This is a genomic window from Aestuariivirga sp. (assembly GCF_037139295.1).
Lineage (GTDB): Bacteria > Pseudomonadota > Alphaproteobacteria > Rhizobiales > Aestuariivirgaceae > Aestuariivirga.
On record NZ_JBAXGR010000042.1, the window covers coordinates 1 to 19,142 of the forward strand.

Sequence of the window (19,142 nt, forward strand, 5' to 3'; positions counted from 1 at the left end):
GGCCAGGTTCCAGGCAGATTGTCGATGGCGCGGAAGCGCTGTTGACGACTGCACAACATGGTTTCTGCGATGAGCCCATTGACTGTTCAGATTCGATCCGGAGCCCTTTCGGTTGCCGCTTGAACCAACCAAAGTACGGCAACAACCATCAGAAAATGGTAATTACAATCAATTACTTATCGCCGCCGTACTTTTTCCGCGCAGTCAGGAGGTATGGAGAATACCGGGCTGAGAGAGACCAAAATCGGCCCGGCCGCCATTCCGGCAGTCAGGAGCTTTTCGCAAAGAAGCCCGCAAATACTGGCGATTTTGAGCGCTCGGAATTCGAGGAGAGAGCTTTGCCCAAGGGCTAAATGGCGGAGGGAAAAGTGCTGGCAGCCAACTCTCTCTACCGGCAAGCTATTGATATTAAATACAGAAAATTTCCGACGTTTCAAATCCCGCGCCGGGATCCGAACGATCCTCGGAGGAAACCTTGAACTTCGGCTCCCCGGCTCCCGATCAAAGATACTTGCGGATCCCATTGCGCGACAGTCCAGTTCGCCGCTCGATCTCCCGGACTGGTATCTGCTTGCGGAAATGCCAGCGCCGGATAACGCTCAAAAGTGCCATGTCGATCACTCCGTGATCCCCCGGTCAAAATGCCAGGGGGAAGATCAGAGCATGGGTTACTTCTCAGTGGAAACTTGTGTCCCTCCCAGATCAACTCTCAATGCAAATCAACAGACATAGGACATACTTAAGTCGAACCACTTCAGTGGGGGCGGATCAGTTTGAAACACAAAAGGGCTGGCCATGTCAGTCATAAATCCCTCCGGGAGCGTGTTTGAAAGTCCGCCAGAGGTCGGGGTCGTGGCCCGTTACAACCATCGCCTTGGTCTTTTCGGCAATCGCATGGAGCTTGCGCACAGACTGCGCAGCATCCACCGAAGAGCATACAAGTCCTGGCAGGGCCCGCTCTTCCCAGTGGTCCAACGTATAGGCGGCATCGATCGCCAGCAGGATTGGGCCGGTATTTGGCAGGGTGATCAGAAAGGACTGATGCCCCGGCGAATGACCGGGGGTGAAAATCATACGCACCACGCCGTCATTGAAAAGATCATAATTGTCTGAATCCAAGCCCTGCAGGTATTTCCACCTCAGGCCGGGCTTGTCGAAATCGGCACGGATATACGCCCCAGAGGAAAACCAATCCGGGTTGAACGCATAGCTCCATTCGATGCGTTGGACAAAGTGAATGGCATTCGGGAATCGTCCGATGGCGCCGGAATGGTCCAGATGAAGGTGCGATTGCAGGACATAAGCCACGTCTTCGGGGCGCACGCCGATGGTGGCAAGTTGGTCGACGCAGTTCTCATGCCGCCCCATTACCGGATCATAGGCATCAATCACCGCACCCCAGTGTTTACGCTTGTCGATCGCCACTTCGGCGGCATTGCCACCGTCGATCACGATATTGCCGCGCGGATGGCTCAAAAAGAACCAAGGCACCGGAATCTCAAAATCCGTGTCAGCACCCTGATTCATCTTGATATACTTCGTTTTGGTTTTCAGCGTGCCGGTCTGAAACATATAAAGTTCGATGCGCGAAGACGCGCCTTTCGCCGCCCCCTGCCGGGCTGCACCAAATGGGTTGTCGTCGCCATTGAACTCCACGATCTTCATCTTGCTGTCCGTCTTTCGCGAATGGGGGTCAGGCCCGGATCCTGGATCCACTATGGTCTTTTACGGGCAAGGATAGGCTTCAGACAGGCTACGCGCCACGAGGACAGATGCACCTTCGTTGACGTTGTCGGGGTGATCGCGCATCCAAGTCACGAACACCTCGAAGATCTGGCCGACTGTTCCCCCTTCGGGATGCCAGTGGCTGGACCCACCGACCATGTTGCCGCACAGCGAAGCATCGGAAACGCCGTTGATGTAGCCGGCGCAAAGCGAGAAGTTGGTGAAATATACCATCGAGTCACTTTTGGGCGTATCACAAAGCGCCAAAAGTTCCGCACCATTCAGGCTTTCGGCGCGAGCTTCAGATGCCGCCCCACCCAACATCAAGATTGAAACGGCAAAGGCGTTGAAGCGCATTTGGGTCTTCATGTGTTACGACCTGGCGGCACGATCTCACCACGCTCTTGCTTGAAAAGCTCAGCCTCGGCCTGCGCCAATTCGAGCGACGAGAACACCTTGTCTTCAAATAAAATGAATGGCTTGGCGCGGTCAGCATTCAACTGGGCCACGCACCACTCTTTTTCTGGCTTGGTGCAAATGACCATATAGGCTCCAGCAATCGGTCCGTAGCGACGGTTGTTCAGCGTGAACAGGCTTTCGCCAAGATCATTCAACTTGTCGACATCCAACCCCTTAAGGACTGCCTTTTCCAACTCATTCGGCGGGTCTGCCGATGCGCCCAGCGTCGGTTTGCCATCCGGCCGGTCGACCATATTGGCAAAGGTTCTCTTGCCCAGATCAGACATCTGGCACACTCCTTTTCATTTCGACCACGGCTTGACAAAAGATTTATGGCAGCGGTCCATCTTTCAGGAACCCTTTCAGAGCATTGTGCATGATGGTCGATACGTTGTTGTTGTAGTTGTTGTGCGAAAGACTGCCACACCACGACAACGAGCCGGGCGCAAAAACCGCTCCGTCCTGTGGCGTCTTGTAATAGACCATATCGGCACGGACCATCGGGTTTTCCGTTCCTCCACCATAATAACCCCGAACCGAGAAGTGGATTTCCTCGTTCACCTGCAACATCAGGTTAGTGTGCCCCTCAGAGCGGGCCAACAGGTAGGCGTTGTGCGGCGTGCCAAAATCCAGATCATATCGATCAAGTTCCAATCCTGCGGCACCCCCGCCAACAAGCCCGAAATCGCCGATAATCTCATCCTCGCCGATTCCGTTGAATATCCACTTGCATTCCGGACGATTACTGTCCTTGGAGCGCCGATAATAGGACGATACGTCAAAGCCGTAAGCAGTGAAGGTTACGCCACAGAGCTTGCTTGGAATCCGCCCGCGTGCGCGCCACATCCCCCCATACTTGCCATCGAACGCGTTGTTGTATTCACCGGGATTAGATGTCCATGCGCGGGTTCCAGCTTCACCTTTGCGCACCTCGATGATGTTGAAGTTGTCCGGGTGGAATTCGCTGATCCAGTAAAAGCCGTTGGCCCCCAGATACATCCACCGCCCGCCCTGAAGCTGGTAGGACTCGTAAGCCGTAAACATCCTCTCCGATGTATATTCGGGGTGGCTGCCAGTTAGCACCACACGGTATCGCTTCAGCAAGTCCACGCCTTCGCGGTGCAAGTCCTCATCGGTAAGCACATCAAATTCAAAGCCCTCATGCTCCAGCCAGTCGGTCAGATGCAGGTCGCCATTCATCTGCCACAATGAGGGCGACAGCCAATGCCGATACTTCGGGCGAAGGTTCAGGATAGGGCGCAGGCGCGAGGAATAACTAACTCCGGTGCCGTCGGAATGCAGCGAATAGGTGGAGAGTCCGTATTCGCGATGCTCGTTCAGGAACAGATCAGATGGGTTGAGAACGGGAACCTTCCCCGCCAGCAATTGCGCAACCACCGAATTGGTTCCGAGATTGTCGTTCGCATAGGCCATGTAAGCATTGTTGGGCATGATAAAGGCAATTTTCGATGTTGCCTTGCCGACCGGAGGGCGCACAACAAACGGGATATAGTCTTCGGTATCCGCAGAATCCTCGCTGCCAATACGCAGGCGCGCGGCATAGATTCCGCTGCGCAATCCTTCAGGGATGGTCCACTCGAAATCCACATCCCAGCGGGCATCGTCGATGTCGTCGTCGTGAAAGTGGATCGCACCATATTCATCGGGGGCATGATGATAGATCATTTCATCCCCGGTCCAGTTGTGGCCGGTCATTGCGCGACATGGCATATTAATGCTGTGCCCATTCAGCATGTTGGCAGACGTATCGATCACATAGGTCGATGCGATATGCTTGGTGATGTTGGCCTGAAAGTCCCAGGCCCCTACAACATCGCCGCGTAGATCGGCGGTGCATCCGCGATAGCTTTTAGCCAGATTGGCAATCTCGGACCGTGACAACGCGCGTTTCGACAGGCGCGGGCGATCAATCTTGCCGTTATAGACGTTGGCCTGCTCCGGAAGTTCCACCGGTGTCTGGGCTTCTTTGTAATGCGCACCCGAAATCTTTCGACCGCTGCGCTCCACCTTGGTCGAGGCCGCGAACAGGAGGGGCGCATCATTGATGGCCGGAGATGTTCCATTGATCGTTTGAGTAATTGCCGTGGTCTCATCCGCCGGATGGAGAACCGCCATGCCAAGGCCGCCATTGGTCGCGGTGACGACGGGCATCTGGTAAAGCATTACTTTGCCCGAAGCCGCATCATAGCTTGCTGCTACAAGATACCATACCTTCGCCAACAACTTCTTGCCACTCGACAATACCGTCACCTGTCCATTGGCACCGCCGATCATGACCGAAAGGCAACCCTTGTCGTCGATAAACAGACCGTAGCCGCTCTTCTTGACCTCGTTCCACTTGGTCAGCAGACCCTGCCGCCCTTTTTCTGGAGTGGTTGGAAAGATATAGGCCTGCAAAGTGAAGCTTTGCACGTTCAGCCGGTCGTCCTGCGGGATCACCACATATGAGCCACCGTGGATACGTTGGTTGCGGCCCTTGAAATTGCCGTTGCAAGAGGCGTTGATCACCTCCTCCTTGTAGCCTGGTCCTTCAGGGTTAGTATCTCCATGGATCAGGCGGACCATTTGCATCTCATAGTCTTCGCCATGTTCGGAATTGACGTAGAACTTGACCTGCCCGCCTGGCGCAATCGAATATTTGTCGCTGTACCCTGTGATTCGTAGCATCGTTGTTTCCTCTGAACTTCATTCAAACCCGCAGGTTTGTTCGCGGACGTTGGAGTACAGGTCAGTACCCGTATTGTTTCAAAATTGCGGCGATCCGTTTCAGAAATATTGCGTGCTCCGCAGCCTCTTCCGATGAAAACGAACCTTCGAGAAACTTCAGCGGCTCACCTCGCACGCCGCTGCACACCGCTATGCGGTAATCGGCAAAGTACTTCTTGCACACCGTTACCAACTTACCAACCATCGGTTGACGGCGGAATTTGTCCAGCACTCGGATCAAATCCTCACTATGCTCAATCGCTGGTCGGCCATTCCTCGGCGGGGTTCCCACCGGGTTGGCCCGGTGTTCGGCAATCAGGCGGTTGCGCGTCGCCTCGTCGCGCAAGAGCGGCAGGACATAGGTCCGCGTGATAAAATCATCCGTGGCCATCTTCCCTTCATTGGTCTGAACGCCTGTTGGCTCACTCATTCTCCGACACTCCTTTGACGACAGAATTTGCTAATTGCGACTCCAGCTTCGGTTCTGGCAACACCGACATGCGCATCTTCACGGCCAGAAACCACACAAGACCCACGCCCAGCACCCACCAGAGCAGGCTCCAAGCCCAGATGGAAGGTACGCCGAACACCCAGACCTCGATCCCGCCTCCAGGGTCGCCAAACATCGCGTTTCCTAATACGGCCCCGGGGCCAGCAGCAAAGAAGGCCCAAAATAGCAACAAGATCCAGGCGACGGTCTTGGCGCGGTTGCTGACTGGCCTTCCCGAAGCTGCGTTCAATGCATTGTGAAGTACCTGCCGCCGTTCATCATCACTATCGTGCCCCGAGAAGGAGGCGGTCAGCACGCAAATGACCAGATTGAAGAACATGCCCCAAACACCGGAATGCACGGTGAACGGCCATTTGCCCCAAGGCAGCTGATAGCCCGTCAGTATCTGTCCCAATGGCTCGGTCAGAACCACCACGACCATTCCAACGATCAGGCCGAAAGCCACCGCGCGCCGGGAAACCCAAGGCAACCAGAGCGCAGCCATCAGAGCTGGCAACAACTGGAAACTCATCGGAATGGCCAGCGCTGCCAATACCACGGCCACCTTTGTTGCAAAGCTGGCCAGCATCAGGGCGGCCAAACACAGCAGCAACATGAGAATTGCGCTTGCCCGTTTTTGATCGCTCCAGTCTGCATCTGGCTGGAACTGACGCTTGTAAACATCCCGCGCCAATACATTGCCGGAGCTGGCCAAAAGGATAGCCGAAGTGGACTGTATAGCCGCAATTGCCGACATCGCCAGCAGGCCCATCAGCCAGGGGTAATGTGCCCCGATGGCACGGATGTATTGCTGGACCAGATCTCCCTGCCGCGCCTCTGTCAGTTCTGGCAGGACGGCAGCTCCTCCGACCCCAAGCAGATGGGCGCCGACTCCCTGAAATGTAGAAAACAATAGAAGCAGCAGTCCAACGCAAAAGGCACATCCCCAGATCTGATGAATGGAAAATGCACGAACTCCGCGGCTTGCAATGCCAATGGTCGTAAAGCCGGGGGCAAACTGGATGCCCATCATTGAGATCCCGAACGAAAGGCCCATCATGGCCGTCCACGGTCCACCAAACGCCTGTTCCAGACCAATGCCAGAGACCCATTGCACCACGCCCGGTACTACCAGCATACCGGGATAATCGCCGCCGCCAAACCCGTGGGTGCGCATATCCTCCGTAGCGGCTGCCCCGGTTGCCGCGAGGCCCTGCCCTAACGCGGTTATCCCTCCGATCTGCTCAAGTGCGAAGACTCCAAGGATCATGACAACCCCGGCAAAGAGCGCCCCTTGCACCACTCCCACCGCCGCCGCCGTCCGGATACCGCCAAGTGCTGAATAGACCAGCATCAGACCTGCCAGCCCCCACATCGCAACTTCGCGCGACACGGCCCCATCACTGAGGCCCCACATCAGAGCCCCTGCTGCACTAAGCAGGATGGCAAGGAAGGGGATAGCAAAGACCACGGCGATCAGTGAGGAAATCATCGCGATCGAACCCTCGCCAAAGTAATGCGAGTAAAGATCGCCTGCTGTAACATAGCCATATTTTTTCGCCATCAACCACTGGCGTTTTTGCACCAGAACTCCCGCCAGCGGTACGGTGATCACAAAAAGCGTCGCGTTCACATATTGAAACCCATCCCGAAACACCTGTCCGGGGTGTCCGGTTACCGTCCAGCCAGCGAACATCGCCGCCGAAACAGCAATCACAAAGACCCAAGTGCCTATGCCCCCAGTCGGGGCAAAGAACTCCTTGGGGTCGGTATGGATGCGCGAGGCCCGGATGCCCATGAAAAGGCAAAATGCCCCGTAGGCCAGTAAGAATATGAACATCCATACGACGGTCTGCGACATGTCAGATCGCCTCCTTGTGCACAGCGGCCGTCATTTCGATGTGCGTTCCCGAATGATGCGCAATGCTTCTTTCAAGTAGATCCGGAACACCGGGTAGTTCTCACTCATCGGGAAATGGCCAATATCTTCCATTTCGATATAGACCCCGCCGGGAATCTGCCGGGCGGTGGCCTCGGACTCCTCCGGAGTAGTCAGATAGTCGTAGGTCCCTGTCATCATCACCACCGGGCAGCGGCGGCCGTCTATATTCTTGAGCTCATCTCGCAGATCGTGATCGACAGAGTAGAAATACAGGTCGCCTTTGAACGCCTCTGACCCTTGGGTGTAGTAAAACCAGGTCAGCCAGCGATCCATGTCGGGCGACTGCGGGGCCATCAGATCCCACACGCCGCTGGCACAAACCTGTGCGGCATTGGCATGCGGATGGCGCCACCAATCGAGGTAGAAGCCCGGTGAATTGGCTGCCGCCTCGACCGGGATCACCGCCTTGAAACGGTTCGGCCGCCGCAGAGCCAGTTGCAGAGCAACATTGCCGCCAAAAGACGAGCCCATGAAAATCGGGTCCCGCAAATCAAGCGCATCGCACAGGGTCACGATGAAATTCACATAATGATCAGCGGTCAGCCTGTACTCCTGCTTCCACCATTCCACGTTATGGGGCGGATCGGATTTGCCGTGCCGCGGCAAGTCGTAGGCTATGACGTTATGATGCCGCGTTATCTCTTCATCCTCAAGCAACCCACGCCACTGATGGTTGTGGCAACCCGCAGTGTGCTGGCAGACCAGCGGGGTCCCCGTACCGTTTTGCAGGTAGAATACCTTGTATTCCATCCCGTCCACGTCAATCGTGACATAGCGCCCCGTCACCGGTGAGTGTTTTACCATGACCCGCTCCTAAACATCCTATTCCCAGTCCACATCTCAAACCGGCACTCCGCTCTTGCGAAGCAACTCGAACTGAACCGTGAAGTTGCGCAGGTTTTTCATCAAGACCAGATGGTTGCCCTCGATCTTCAGATCGCGGCGGAACGAGGCGGACCAGATGCCGTGATACATCGGCAGAGGAATGGGGCGTGAAAACTCCCGCCACGTTGCCGCCGAAGCCTTCAGCAGAAAGTCGCAGGCATCCATCGGACCGGCATTCGTTTCGATCCGTTTGACCTTGCCGTCGTGCATCTCAATCAAGATTCTCGCATGCTCCATGTCGAAGATGAAGCTACAGGTGTAGTAAAGGGCCATGGCGGCGATAGTCTCGTCATTGTTAGTCAGGCTTTCATATTTGCGCGCCCATGCCTTGATGTCCGGCTTCATATTCTATCCCCAAGCATCGCATCTGTGCCCCAAAGAGCTTTTGGTGTGGCGGGATCAGCCAACTCGCTCCAGCTGGCATCGACTTCATTTGCCATCGGGTATAACGCCTGCTTTGCGGGCATCGCCCAAAATGTTGCGCACATTGCCGATCTCACTAGCGGACATCCCAATCTCTTCGAGAAGGTTGTCCACGAACGGCATCTGCGCCCGGTAGCGCAGCGCTGAATTCACAACATTCTCGGCCAGGTTCCCGCCTGGGCCACCATTGGTCTGCTCGCCTTCCGCGCCGCTCTGCGCACCTTGGCTAAAGCCCGGCAGACCATTGACCTCGATGATCTTGATCGAGTCAATACTCTCCATCGGCCGCACACTCTCGCGTATGATCGCATCCAGATTGCGGGCCAACTGCATCCGTACCTCGCTGGTGCGGCTGGATTCTGAGCGCATGTTCTCGGATTCATTAAGCTTGAGAGCGCCATCCGCATCGATTTCGTAGCGGATCTTGGCGGCCAGAGAAGCATATTCGTCCGCCAAGTTGCGCTGATGCGCCACTTCGGTTTCTGCCGTTGCCAGTGTGGTCAGCTTTATCGCGTTAGCTTGGGCGCTGGCGTCGGCAAGGATCAGGTCCACCTGTTTCTTGCGATCTGCTACGGCGGATTCGCGGGAGGTTGAAACTTCTTCCTCGGCCTTGATGGCCATGGCGTGGGCCTGTTCTTCTTTGACCTTGGCCTCGTAGACCACCTTGGACTTGGCGCTTAGCACCAGATCGCGCTCGTACTCTTCCATCTGAATAGCCTTGGAGCGAGCGATATCTGACAGACGGGTTTCCTGTTCGGTGGCGATCCGCACAAGGTCGAGACTCTTTTGCTCTATCAGATCGGCTTCGCGGACACGCTCTTGCTCCTCTAACTGGGCAATCTGCGAAATTCGCATATTCGCAGCCTCTTCCATGCTGACGACCGCACGCTCTTTGGCCACACGCATCGCAATATCGCGCTGCTGTTCGATGCGGGCAAACTCGATGCCCTTGTGCAGGTCCAGAATGGCCATCTCGGCCTCAAGGTTCTTCTTCTCGATCTCTATAGCCGTGTTACGCTCGATCTCGTTCTGCTCCATTTTCCGCTTTTCGATCTCGGCCACCAACCGGGTTTCGGTCATCTTGCGCTCAACATCAATCACCTGCTTTTGCGAGATGCGGAACACCTCGATCGCTTCTTGCGCGCGGATCTGCACCTCTTCGGCATCACGCTCGCGCTCTGCCCGGTCTTTAAGGATGGAAGAGCGTTGCAATGTGCGTTTTTCGGAAATCTCTTGTTCCTGACGCAAGCGAGCCATTTCGCTTTCCTTGTCGATCTCCAACGCAAGTTTCTCGGTTTCAAGGTTCTTGTCGCGGATCTGGATAAAGGTTTCCTGTTCGATATCGTTGCGAGCTTTCTTTCGGGCCTCGATCTGCTGGGTAAGTTGGGTCAAGCCTTCCGCGTCGAACGCGTTCGAAGGGTTGAACATTTCCAGCGGGGCCTGATCCAGCCCGGTCAGCGACACGGTTTCCAACTCCAAGCCGGTTCGCGACAAATGATCTTCAGCCAGGCCCTTTACCTGCTTTATGTATTCGCCACGCTTTTCCTGCATCTCGTCCATGCTCATGGTCGCGGCCACTATCGCCAACGCATCGATAAAACGTCCTTGAACCAGTTCACGTAGGCTATCTGGCTCCATCGTGCGTTTGCCGAGTGCTTGTGCCGCGATTGAGACGGATTCTTTGTTTGGCTTTACCCGCACATAGAATTCTGCGACTAGTTCCACCCGCATCCTGTTGCGGGTGATCAGCGATTTTTCGCCACTGCGACGGATCTCGATGCACAGCGTTCGCATACCCACCATCGTCACGTTATGCACGATGGGCAATACCAATGCGCCCCCGCTGAGCACAACTTTTTCTCCGCCCATACCAGTGCGGACAAAGGAAACTTCCTTCGAAGACCTCCGGTACAGCCAGTGGAGGAGGTAGACGATTATCGCGATCGCGAGTGCGATCAGAATGATAACCGCAATGATATCTGCGCCTGTCATGGTGTTCTTCGCTCCTTACATTCCCGCCGTTATGCCAGTCCGGGAATGTCGTTATCTGAGGATGGCTCAATCTGCTTACTGTAGCTGTTTAGGGACGCTGTCTTGGTTTGCCGCTGTCGATTGCGGCCTTGTATATCACCACGCCGAAGATGAGTTTGTTGAGCACATCGGCAAAGTTGTAAATCACGTTCAGCGTGTTCACATCGACGCCGCCGCCCAAGTGCTGCATGAAATAGCCCAATGGATAGATCGCCCAGCCAATGGTCACAATTAGGCGCAGCGAGGTAAATGCGATCTGCATCCGCTCGTTATCTTCTGCTGCGACCGAAATCTCGCCCAGGTACAATTCACCCAGCACGTAAAGCCAACCGACCATCCCTATAAGAAAGCCAAGCGTGGCACTCATGTATCCCGCGCTTCCAAGAAACTCCGCTACCACGGTCAAAAGTGATCCAACGAGCAACCGCCAAAACAATGGCGTCGAGAGTTTGGTCAGCGCCGAAAGCAGCACATAGATCGCGATGATTTGAACGGGGCGCGATATCGCCCAATCGACATATCGTAGCACCAGCGGGGCTTGGCCGGTCGTCACCCAAAGGTCCTTGAGGTAGTAATACTGCGCCGCCGCGACCACCATGACTACACCAACCAGAGTGATCGCAGTTTCCCACTTGCCTTCGACCTTGCTTTTTTCGGCAAAGAAAAAGAAAACAGCGGCAATCATTGCGATGGATAGCAGCCAAAATGAGCCGCCGACGATGTCCGTTGGGGATATTTGCTGGTTCATTCTCTCATCATTCTCTTTGCTGTCTTCGTGTCAGTTTGGGCTTCAGTCAGTTATGTCAGATTTGGCTGCGGATGTGCGGAGAACGCCCATAGATTGCGACCATGGGCAGGATGAGCAGGCCAAGGACAAATTGCTGCGCCTGCCAGCTAAGCCCGATACCCACCAGAAAGGATGTCAGAACCTGCAACAACAAGACGCCGATGACGGTAAAACCATAACCGCCTCGCCCGCCAAGCAGAGAAGTTCCACCGACAACGACCGCAGCCAGCGTCATGAACAGATAGGGATCGCCGACTCCGATGAAGCCGCCGCCGCTCCAGCCCAATAGCAGCGCACCGGTTATCGTAGAGAACACGCCACTGATCATGTAGCAGCCGATCCAATAAGCACGCTCGGAAATCGACAGTCGCTTGGCCGCCATCCGGCTGCCGCCCAAGGAATACAGATTGCGGCCATAGGTCGTGTTCCTCAGGCCGTAGATCAGGATGATAGAGACCACCAGCCAGATCAGGATAACCGGCGGGATCTTAAGCCCAAATGTAGTGCTGTTCATCGTGGCCAGATTGACCAGCCAGTTCGGAACGACACCAAACACGTTACCGCCAAACTCGGTGCCAATTGAGGTCAGGATCTGCGTGCCACCCGATACGGCAAATCCGACGCCAAGGGTGACGATCAGTGCCTGCCCCTGCAGCCGATAGCTCAACACGCCATTCAGGAAGCCAATCGCAGCACCCAAAAAAAGCACGGCGATTGCAGCAATCCAGGGCGGAATACCCAGCGAGATCAGATAGAGCAGCCCGATATTTGAAGAGCCGATTAGGAAGGGGATCGACAGATCAAGTCCGCCCAGCAACGCCACCAGAGTTTGGCCGACGCACGCCAGCCCGAGGAAGGACGCAAAAAGGAACATCGTCTTGATATTGACCGAAGACGCAAAGCCATCAATGACGAAGGATCCCGCGATGAACAAAGCTAGCAGGATCGCGCAGCCGATGAACGCACTCTTGTTCTGTTTAACGAATGTGCTGAGCCAGTATGCGAGCACAAGGAAGACGATCAACGCCAAGAAGATGAAGCCATTTACCCAGTTGAAAAAGCCATCCAGCGCGAACGAGAGCACGGCAAACAGCACGACCAGAGCAATCGCCACACCAACGATCCAGCGGTTTTTGCGGATCAACTGGCTCAAATAGCCGGTCTCGTGCGCTTCTGCTTCGGCGGGTTTCGCTGGGGCATCATCCGTATGATCCGTTTTCTGCCCATACGTCCACTTCACCGAAAAGAAGTGCCAAGCCCAAAGGATCAACGAAAACGTGGCAATGGTATAGAAGATAATCAGTTGGCCATCAGCACCCTGAATATACCCAATGATGCCACTCAACAAAGCTACGGCGGCTGAAAACAGAAGTCCCAGAAATTTGTAGAAGGTAAAGGTCGAACTGTTCACCTGCGTCCCCCCTCGAGCGACAAGCCCTTGGCAAAGGTTCTGAACCCGCGCCAGACGAATGTGGACGTTAGGACGCAAACCACCACGACTGCGATGATATTCCAAAGCGATACGCCGATGCTGCAGAACATCGCCGACCAAGCCCCTGCAGCTCCGACAACAACCAGCATATAGGGCCAGAAATCACGGATCAGCACGCCGCCTCGCATAGCCAGCCATACGGCGAATTGAAATCCCACGATCACAAGGATCGAATACGACCAAGGCCCGATCTCCAACAGCGACCCCCCGGCCACGTCCAAGTGCCCCGGAATGGCATAGGTCACTTGGGCCTGAGGCAAGACAGACGCCAATCCGAATACCGAAGGCGCATAATCGGTAACCGCCGAATGAGCGCCCACGTCCCCTTGCGACGCCTGGAAATAGACAAAGCCCACCGCAATCAGTCCCAGCGCCGAGATGTAGATGCTTGAAAGATATGGAATTCGGGATTGAATGGGCGAAAAGACCATGATGAATAGACCCATGGCTATCAACAGCACGATCAGGGTCTCGCTACCGAACATTCCGCTGATGTCGCCGGCCTTGATGACGACAACCGCCAACAGCGCAATCCCGGCAAAAAGCAGAGCCCCAAGGGAAACTGGTGCCGAAGTTCCGGCCACGCGCCTTGCGGGCATGTTGAAACCAATGAGCAAAGTTGCAAGAAGCGTTACGCCAAGAGCAACGATGATCCCATGGCCCGCATTCTGCAACGGGGCCATATACACTCCCACACCCGAGTCAAACGCCGAACTTTCCAGCGCCATGTACTCCAAACCGGTTCCCATTCCACTGTGCGCAGGCAGCACAGCAATAGTCGCTTCCGTCACGGCCGCGGGATCCGGGTTGAATACCAAGCCAAGAATGGTCACAATCACCAGCACAAGAAACGCGATCAAAGGCGGTCTTGGGTATTTAAAAAGCAAATTCACCAAATAGATCACCGCCGCAATGCCGAGGATCACCAGCAGAATGATGGTCCCTGTAGGCTCCAGCGGGGCACCCTCGACAGGTATGATTTTCTGTACCGCAACGCTCACTGCGGCATCCAGCGCCTCGGGCAATGTGCTGACGTCCATCACCGCATGCAGGATAACACCTCCGGCGATGCAGCCAAGAATTGCAATGAAGCGCCCTGGCGGCAGATAGTGGGCGGCGCGCTGGATATGCGGCAGAGCCAAACTGAACAACAGCGAAAGCACCAGGATCGAGCCATAGGACAGGTCTGTCACAAAGCTCTGGAAGATGCTGAAGTTGAAGGTGCCCAGCAGATAGGTGATCAGATAGATGTTCATGGCTCCGAACAGCGATCCAATTGCGCCGCCGCGCCCCCCCGCAAGATTGGCACCGCCCAGTACCAAAGCGGTGACTGCCAGAAGAGTAAAAGTTGTTCCTTGGGTAGGGTCGCCCGAACTAATAAGCGATGTGAAACAGATAGCGGCCAGCCCGGCGTAAAGCCCTGCAATCCCGTGCGCGCCCAGACGCACATAGTTGATCCGAACGCCGCTCGTATAAGCCGCCCGTTCGTCCGACCCCATCAGACGCAAATGGCCAAAGAAGGCTGTTGTTGCCAGCAGGTACCAAGCCGCAGTCGCGATCACCAGAATTGCCAGCACCGGCGAAAAGATCGACGTGCCGCTGCCCCAGTTTAGCATCCAGTCAGGCGCCACTCCGCCGGGGCGCGGCAAGATGATCAGATTGAGGCCGACAAGCGCCAGATAGCCACTAAGCGAGACAATGATCGGCTGGACCCTAACAAAGATGATAATCAGGCCCAGCAACAACTGGTAAGCGACTCCGACGCCCAGAGCATACAGAAAGAAAGCGATAGGGGATTCAATATATCCCAGCGTCTGCAACTGGATCATACCGACGTTGATGAAACCGATCAGCGGGCCGATGGAAAGATCGACCGCTGCACGTCCGGCCATCACGATGATTGTCAGGGCGTAGGTCGCCAGAATAAGTGGCGCCGCAACAATGATCGCCGAACCAAGACCGTTGCTCGAAATCAGGTCGGGCCCGCGCATCGCTGCGGCACTCAGCAGAATCGAAAAGATGAATATCGGCACCATAAGGTGTGTGTTCGGGCTGGTCGCTTTGGCGGTTCCGTCGCTCATTTGCTCGGTCGCCATTTCTTGCCGACGACATCACTGAACACGATCTTCATCGCAGGTCGCTCGGCGGAGAAATACAGCCGTTCCTTGCCACGTTCCGCGTCTGCATCAACAACCTTGATCCCGAAATAATCCTTTGGATTTGGGCGTTGCGGCGGATTGTAGCGCGGCGCGGCATTGATTTCGGGCATAGTCGTTGGCTTTTCATCCTGTCCGGCGGGTTCCCCGCCCAAGGCCGCAAAAGCTCTAATATCACTGGCCTCATACTTTGGTCCGACAACCTCTGCAGCAGGTCGGGGGCGTTTGGGACTCTTGAATGTCGAATTGTCCTCGATCCCAATGATAATCCGATCAAAGCTTTGCTGATCGTCAGCAGTATAACTGCCTTCGGTCTTTTGATGGTCGCCCGTTCGGGGTGGCCGAACCGGCGGGTTGTGCTTGCCATGAGCCGCCGCACGTTCGGAGTCGGTACCATCGAAGGTCATCAAACGGTCAAACTGTTCCTTGTCACTTGGCAGATAGTTGGTCGCGCCGGAGATGGGCTTGCGCACATCACTAGGCGATCCCGTGGAACCAAAGTCCATCAGAGCGGCCAACGCCTGCATATCGGCTTCAGTGTATTTGCTCATGCCCGCCCCATCTAGAAATACCTGATCTTGATGGGCCGTCCCATCGGATCCAGAGCCGGGGCTTTGGTCATTGGGGCCTTTTCCGACGTCACGATCCGGATCGCGGATGCAGATTGGCTGGGAAAACGCGGAACCTCAGCGGCAAGGGCGCGCGGCGCCGCCTGCACCGGGGTGACCCTGTTGGCCTTTGCTGCGGCCTTGGTTCCCCTCGTCTGTCCAAACATAGATTCAAGGATCAAGCGCGGGTCCACATCTGCGTCTGTCAGCGTGTCAAAGATGCTGCCGTTCCGGAACACGGCAACGCGCGAGCACAGGCCAATGAACTCTTCCAACTCGCTAGACATGTAGACCACAGAATTGCCCTCGTCGGCAAAATCCCTCAGATGCTGATAGAATTCGCGCTTGGTCCCGACATCGATTCCACGTGCCGGATCGTTTAGGATCAGAATCTTGGGCCTTAGTGAAAACGCTCGGCCAATCAGCACCTTTTGCTGGTTCCCGCCGCTCAGCGAGGTGATTAGGTTACTTCGCGGACCGGTCTTGATCGACAGGCGTTGTACTTCATAGTTGAAAATACCCTCCAACTCGGGCCAGTTGATCAGGTTCAGCTTGCTGCCAAATTTGTGTTTTGGATAAAGCGCGCACAGCAGGTTTTCAAAAATGCTGAGGTTCGGCAAAATGCCTTCTCGCTTACGGTCGCCCGATACGAATTCGATCCCATTGGCCTTGGCGCTTTGCAGATCTCGGATCTCGGCTGCGCTGCCTGATCCGCCTGTTTCGGCAATGGGATAGCTTTCCACCGAATCCGCCGTACCGGCCAGAATACGCACAAAGGGATCCTGACCCTGACCTTCCAGTCCGGTCACGCCAATGATCTCGCCCCGGCGCAGGTCAAAATTCACCGGTTCAGCATTCGGCCAGACTTTCAGGTTACTGGTTTTCAAAACCACCTGGCTGGCCAACGCCTGGTACCCTGCAGCCTCGGGCGTTTTGCGGGTTTCGGTCTTTCCGGCCATAAGACCTAAAAGATTGGACTCAGTAATCTCGGATTTGGACAGAACGCCTACATTTCTACCATCCCGCATCACAGTTGCCCTGTCGCAGATCCGGATTAGTTCCGCGATCCGGTGCGTCACAATCAGCACCGCAGTACCATTGTCCCGCAGCTCGCGGATCTTAGTGAACAACCGTTCGGTAGAGTCGAAATCCAGTGCGGCCGAAGACTCGTCCAGGATCAGTATCTTCGGTTTGCTAAGCAACGCGCGCCCGATGGTGATCCATGCCTTTACGCCCAAGGACAGCCCGGCAGCGAGCCGTTGCGGATCAACATCCGAGCCAACAAGTTCTCGCATCAAAACGCGCGAACGAGCGATCTTCTCACTGTTGGGCATTGCCTTTGCCCAAAGGCTGTCAGCTCCGGCATAAAGATTCTCGGCAATGGTCGCCTCGTCCGCCACCATCACTTCCTGAAACACCATCGCCACGCCCATCTTGCGGGCGTCAGATGGCGTGGTAGGGGCATGACCCATGATCGACACTTCGCCACTGTCAACCTTCAGCACACCAGCAAGAACCTTGGCCATCGTGCTTTTTCCGCAACCATTACCGCCAATGATCGCTTGAATTTCCCCAAAACTCGCACGGAACGATACGTCGTTCAACGCTCTGGTCACACCAAAAGATTTGTTGGCGTTCTTCACATAAATCGCGAGTTCCTCCTCGGGCGGCGCGGTGCCCGAGGAGGATTTCGTTATGCTCCGGTTTGAGGCAATCATCCTCGGTATTCTTCCTTATCGAACAAGCTTGGGTCTAATTAGGGCTTGTAAGATTCCGGATCAGCCGGACGAAGGAAGAAGTTGTCTAGGTAGGTCTTGCCACCCCAAACTTCGATCCCAGGCATGTACCATCCGGTCGAGTTGCGGTCACAGTTCTCGTCCAGCAATGCCTTGACGTCTTCATATTTGATTGTCACTGGCGGAACGAGGATCGACTGGATCTTTGGACCTTGACCCATCATCGTACGCAGCATGATGTTGAAGCCAAGCTCGATATCATCGCCCGGCGGCCAGGTCTGGATAGCCGCGCTGATGTAATCAGGATTGTTGCGCCAATAGCAAAGCGCTCCAAGTTCCCCACCAATCGACAACGGCGGTAGGTCGCGCCCAGACTGCAGGAGCGCTTGCAAAACGCCGGTTTCGCCCGAAGATTGCGCGACTACCCCGTCAAGCTGGCCGGGGTGCGTCGAAAGCCACTTCTGGGTTTCGGCTTGGCCAACTTGCGAAGTCCACATATGGGCGATCTGGCCCACGATAGTAATATTGGGCGATTCTGCCAGACCGGCAAGCACGCCCCGGTTCTGGGAGTCCGAGGCAGAGGCGCCGGGGATACCTTCGACCACCAGGACATTGCCCTTTTCACCGATCTCCTTGGCCATCCAACGACCGATTTCATAGCCGGCCAGCTGGTAGTTGACCGACGAGTTAACCGCATATTCCGAGGTTACAAAGCCAGTGAACGAGAATGTTGGCACGCCCTTGTCATAGGCATACTTTATCGATTGATTCAGAGCGGTCGGGTTAGAGCAGCAAATGATGATTGCATCTGCGCCCTGATCGACAAGCTGGCGGATCTGCTGGATTTGGGTTGCGTCCTTCAGATTCGACTGGGTGACGATCACTTCCTTCACCAGCCCAAGCTTTTGCCACTTCGGCACAACCTCTTTCATCAACCGGTCCATGGCAGCGGCCCGCCAGGTGTTCCCAGCATAGGTGCTTGCGTAGCCAATGGTCCACGGTGGCGGATTGGGTGCTTTCCAGTCGCGATATGCGCTGGGGCCAAGCGGCTGTGCCGGGTCCAACAGGCTTGGGCTGTACACTTTCGCTACGACATCGGCCGGAAGTTCGTCCAATCCCGCAGCAAACGTCTCGCCACCGACCAGTAGCGCCGCAAAAAGTGTCAAGAGTCCAGTAATCTTCTTCATCGTTTCCTCCTTGGTTAGCCTCAAGTCCCCTTGGGAATTTTTTTTTCCTCTCATTATAGATAAATCTCGGATTCGCCATCCTGTCAATTGTGTTCCTTCTTCTAGCTTCCGGTGTGGGCGCGATTTTGCCGCATGGCTCGGCCTGGTCCCACGCCAATTCTCCTCCGACGGCAAGGAACGGCTCGGGCGAATATCCAAGGCAGGTCAGTCTGACATCCGCAAGCTGCTGATTATCGGCGCGATGTCGCGGCTGAACTGGCTGGGTCGGAAGTCGATCCCGGAATCTTCATGGCTGGCGCGCATGGTAGCGCGAAAGCCGAGGATGCTTGTGGCGGTCGCGCTTGCAAACAAGATGGCGCGGACGATCTGGGCCTTGATGACAAAAAATGAGGATTATCGAGTTCCGGCGCAGGCTGTGGCGGCATGATCGAAATGCCGCAGAAACTGCCTGACGCCGGATAAAGGGGGTGTGAGAAGGCGACGACCCGAATGGG

The 19,142-nt window shown here is 55.6% G+C and carries 16 protein-coding genes and 1 pseudogene; 2 read left to right on the plus strand and 15 right to left on the minus strand.

Annotated elements, in window-relative coordinates:
• On the plus strand, positions 1 to 353 hold a 353-nt coding region (locus tag WCJ41_RS11995; protein ID WP_336906061.1), incomplete at its 5' end, for a hypothetical protein.
• Positions 354 to 798: 445 nt separating this feature from the next.
• On the opposite strand, the gene attM is transcribed toward WCJ41_RS11995, so the two are convergent.
• The 15 genes from attM to WCJ41_RS12070 form a co-directional block, all read right to left on the minus strand.
• Positions 799 to 1,572 (minus strand): N-acyl homoserine lactonase AttM, encoded by a 774-nt coding sequence (attM, locus tag WCJ41_RS12000; RefSeq protein WP_336906084.1) that lies wholly within the window; start codon positions 1,570 to 1,572, stop codon positions 799 to 801.
• Between the two features lie 153 nt (positions 1,573 to 1,725).
• Positions 1,726 to 2,094: a Rap1a/Tai family immunity protein gene (locus WCJ41_RS12005; RefSeq protein WP_336906062.1), complete on the minus strand. Its 369-nt coding sequence runs from the start codon at positions 2,092 to 2,094 to the stop codon at positions 1,726 to 1,728.
• Positions 2,091 to 2,471 (minus strand): hypothetical protein, encoded by a 381-nt coding sequence (locus tag WCJ41_RS12010; protein ID WP_336906063.1) that lies wholly within the window; start codon positions 2,469 to 2,471, stop codon positions 2,091 to 2,093. Before WCJ41_RS12010 ends, WCJ41_RS12005 begins: the two co-directional genes overlap by 4 nt.
• 43 nt (positions 2,472 to 2,514) lie before the next feature.
• Positions 2,515 to 4,872, minus strand: a complete 2,358-nt coding sequence (locus WCJ41_RS12015) for a LamG domain-containing protein (protein WP_336906064.1) — start codon at positions 4,870 to 4,872, stop codon at positions 2,515 to 2,517.
• A 61-nt stretch (positions 4,873 to 4,933) separates the two neighbouring features.
• Positions 4,934 to 5,341 carry a hypothetical protein gene (locus tag WCJ41_RS12020; protein WP_336906065.1) on the minus strand — a complete coding sequence of 136 codons (408 nt, stop codon included), beginning with the start codon at positions 5,339 to 5,341 and terminating at the stop codon, positions 4,934 to 4,936.
• Positions 5,334 to 7,262 (minus strand): hypothetical protein, encoded by a 1,929-nt coding sequence (locus WCJ41_RS12025; RefSeq protein WP_336906066.1) that lies wholly within the window; start codon positions 7,260 to 7,262, stop codon positions 5,334 to 5,336. The genes WCJ41_RS12020 and WCJ41_RS12025 overlap by 8 nt, the downstream gene beginning before the upstream one ends.
• 30 nt (positions 7,263 to 7,292) lie before the next feature.
• On the minus strand, positions 7,293 to 8,147 hold the full coding sequence (locus WCJ41_RS12030) for an alpha/beta hydrolase (RefSeq protein ID WP_336906067.1): 855 nt from the start codon (positions 8,145 to 8,147) through the stop codon (positions 7,293 to 7,295).
• Positions 8,148 to 8,183: 36 nt separating this feature from the next.
• Positions 8,184 to 8,573 (minus strand): hypothetical protein, encoded by a 390-nt coding sequence (locus tag WCJ41_RS12035; RefSeq protein ID WP_336906068.1) that lies wholly within the window; start codon positions 8,571 to 8,573, stop codon positions 8,184 to 8,186.
• Positions 8,574 to 8,657: 84 nt separating this feature from the next.
• Positions 8,658 to 10,643, minus strand: a complete 1,986-nt coding sequence (locus tag WCJ41_RS12040) for a flotillin domain-containing protein (RefSeq protein WP_336906069.1) — start codon at positions 10,641 to 10,643, stop codon at positions 8,658 to 8,660.
• Positions 10,644 to 10,731: 88 nt separating this feature from the next.
• Entirely contained in the window at positions 10,732 to 11,430 is a 699-nt protein-coding gene (locus tag WCJ41_RS12045; RefSeq protein ID WP_336906070.1) for a bacteriorhodopsin, read from the minus strand.
• 55 nt (positions 11,431 to 11,485) lie between these two features.
• On the minus strand, positions 11,486 to 12,880 hold the full coding sequence (locus tag WCJ41_RS12050; protein ID WP_336906071.1) for an ABC transporter permease: 1,395 nt from the start codon (positions 12,878 to 12,880) through the stop codon (positions 11,486 to 11,488).
• Positions 12,877 to 15,042 (minus strand): ABC transporter permease, encoded by a 2,166-nt coding sequence (locus WCJ41_RS12055; protein WP_336906072.1) that lies wholly within the window; start codon positions 15,040 to 15,042, stop codon positions 12,877 to 12,879. Before WCJ41_RS12055 ends, WCJ41_RS12050 begins: the two co-directional genes overlap by 4 nt.
• On the minus strand, positions 15,039 to 15,668 hold the full coding sequence (locus WCJ41_RS12060; RefSeq protein ID WP_336906073.1) for a hypothetical protein: 630 nt from the start codon (positions 15,666 to 15,668) through the stop codon (positions 15,039 to 15,041). The genes WCJ41_RS12055 and WCJ41_RS12060 overlap by 4 nt, the downstream gene beginning before the upstream one ends.
• An 11-nt stretch (positions 15,669 to 15,679) precedes the next feature.
• On the minus strand, positions 15,680 to 17,443 hold the full coding sequence (locus WCJ41_RS12065; protein ID WP_336906074.1) for a sugar ABC transporter ATP-binding protein: 1,764 nt from the start codon (positions 17,441 to 17,443) through the stop codon (positions 15,680 to 15,682).
• 38 nt (positions 17,444 to 17,481) lie between these two features.
• On the minus strand, positions 17,482 to 18,648 hold the full coding sequence (locus WCJ41_RS12070) for an ABC transporter substrate-binding protein (RefSeq protein ID WP_336906075.1): 1,167 nt from the start codon (positions 18,646 to 18,648) through the stop codon (positions 17,482 to 17,484).
• Between the two features lie 103 nt (positions 18,649 to 18,751).
• On the opposite strand from WCJ41_RS12070, the pseudogene WCJ41_RS12075 reads away from it, so the two are divergent.
• A pseudogene (locus WCJ41_RS12075) lies at positions 18,752 to 19,075 on the plus strand (transposase); the annotation flags it as partial.
• Positions 19,076 to 19,142: the final 67 nt, after the last annotated feature.

Coding starts and splice junctions, on each gene's coding strand:
- attM (WP_336906084.1), bottom strand. CDS start 1,572: ATGTTTCAGACCGGCACGCTGAAAACCAAAACGAAGTATATCAAGATG.
- WCJ41_RS12005 (WP_336906062.1), bottom strand. CDS start 2,094: ATGAAGACCCAAATGCGCTTCAACGCCTTTGCCGTTTCAATCTTGATG.
- WCJ41_RS12010 (WP_336906063.1), bottom strand. CDS start 2,471: ATGTCTGATCTGGGCAAGAGAACCTTTGCCAATATGGTCGACCGGCCG.
- WCJ41_RS12015 (WP_336906064.1), bottom strand. CDS start 4,872: ATGCTACGAATCACAGGGTACAGCGACAAATATTCGATTGCGCCAGGC.
- WCJ41_RS12020 (WP_336906065.1), bottom strand. CDS start 5,341: ATGAGTGAGCCAACAGGCGTTCAGACCAATGAAGGGAAGATGGCCACG.
- WCJ41_RS12025 (WP_336906066.1), bottom strand. CDS start 7,262: ATGTCGCAGACCGTCGTATGGATGTTCATATTCTTACTGGCCTACGGG.
- WCJ41_RS12030 (WP_336906067.1), bottom strand. CDS start 8,147: ATGGTAAAACACTCACCGGTGACGGGGCGCTATGTCACGATTGACGTG.
- WCJ41_RS12035 (WP_336906068.1), bottom strand. CDS start 8,573: ATGAAGCCGGACATCAAGGCATGGGCGCGCAAATATGAAAGCCTGACT.
- WCJ41_RS12040 (WP_336906069.1), bottom strand. CDS start 10,643: ATGACAGGCGCAGATATCATTGCGGTTATCATTCTGATCGCACTCGCG.
- WCJ41_RS12045 (WP_336906070.1), bottom strand. CDS start 11,430: ATGAACCAGCAAATATCCCCAACGGACATCGTCGGCGGCTCATTTTGG.
- WCJ41_RS12055 (WP_336906072.1), bottom strand. CDS start 15,042: ATGAGCGACGGAACCGCCAAAGCGACCAGCCCGAACACACACCTTATG.
- WCJ41_RS12060 (WP_336906073.1), bottom strand. CDS start 15,668: ATGAGCAAATACACTGAAGCCGATATGCAGGCGTTGGCCGCTCTGATG.
- WCJ41_RS12065 (WP_336906074.1), bottom strand. CDS start 17,443: ATGATTGCCTCAAACCGGAGCATAACGAAATCCTCCTCGGGCACCGCG.
- WCJ41_RS12070 (WP_336906075.1), bottom strand. CDS start 18,648: ATGAAGAAGATTACTGGACTCTTGACACTTTTTGCGGCGCTACTGGTC.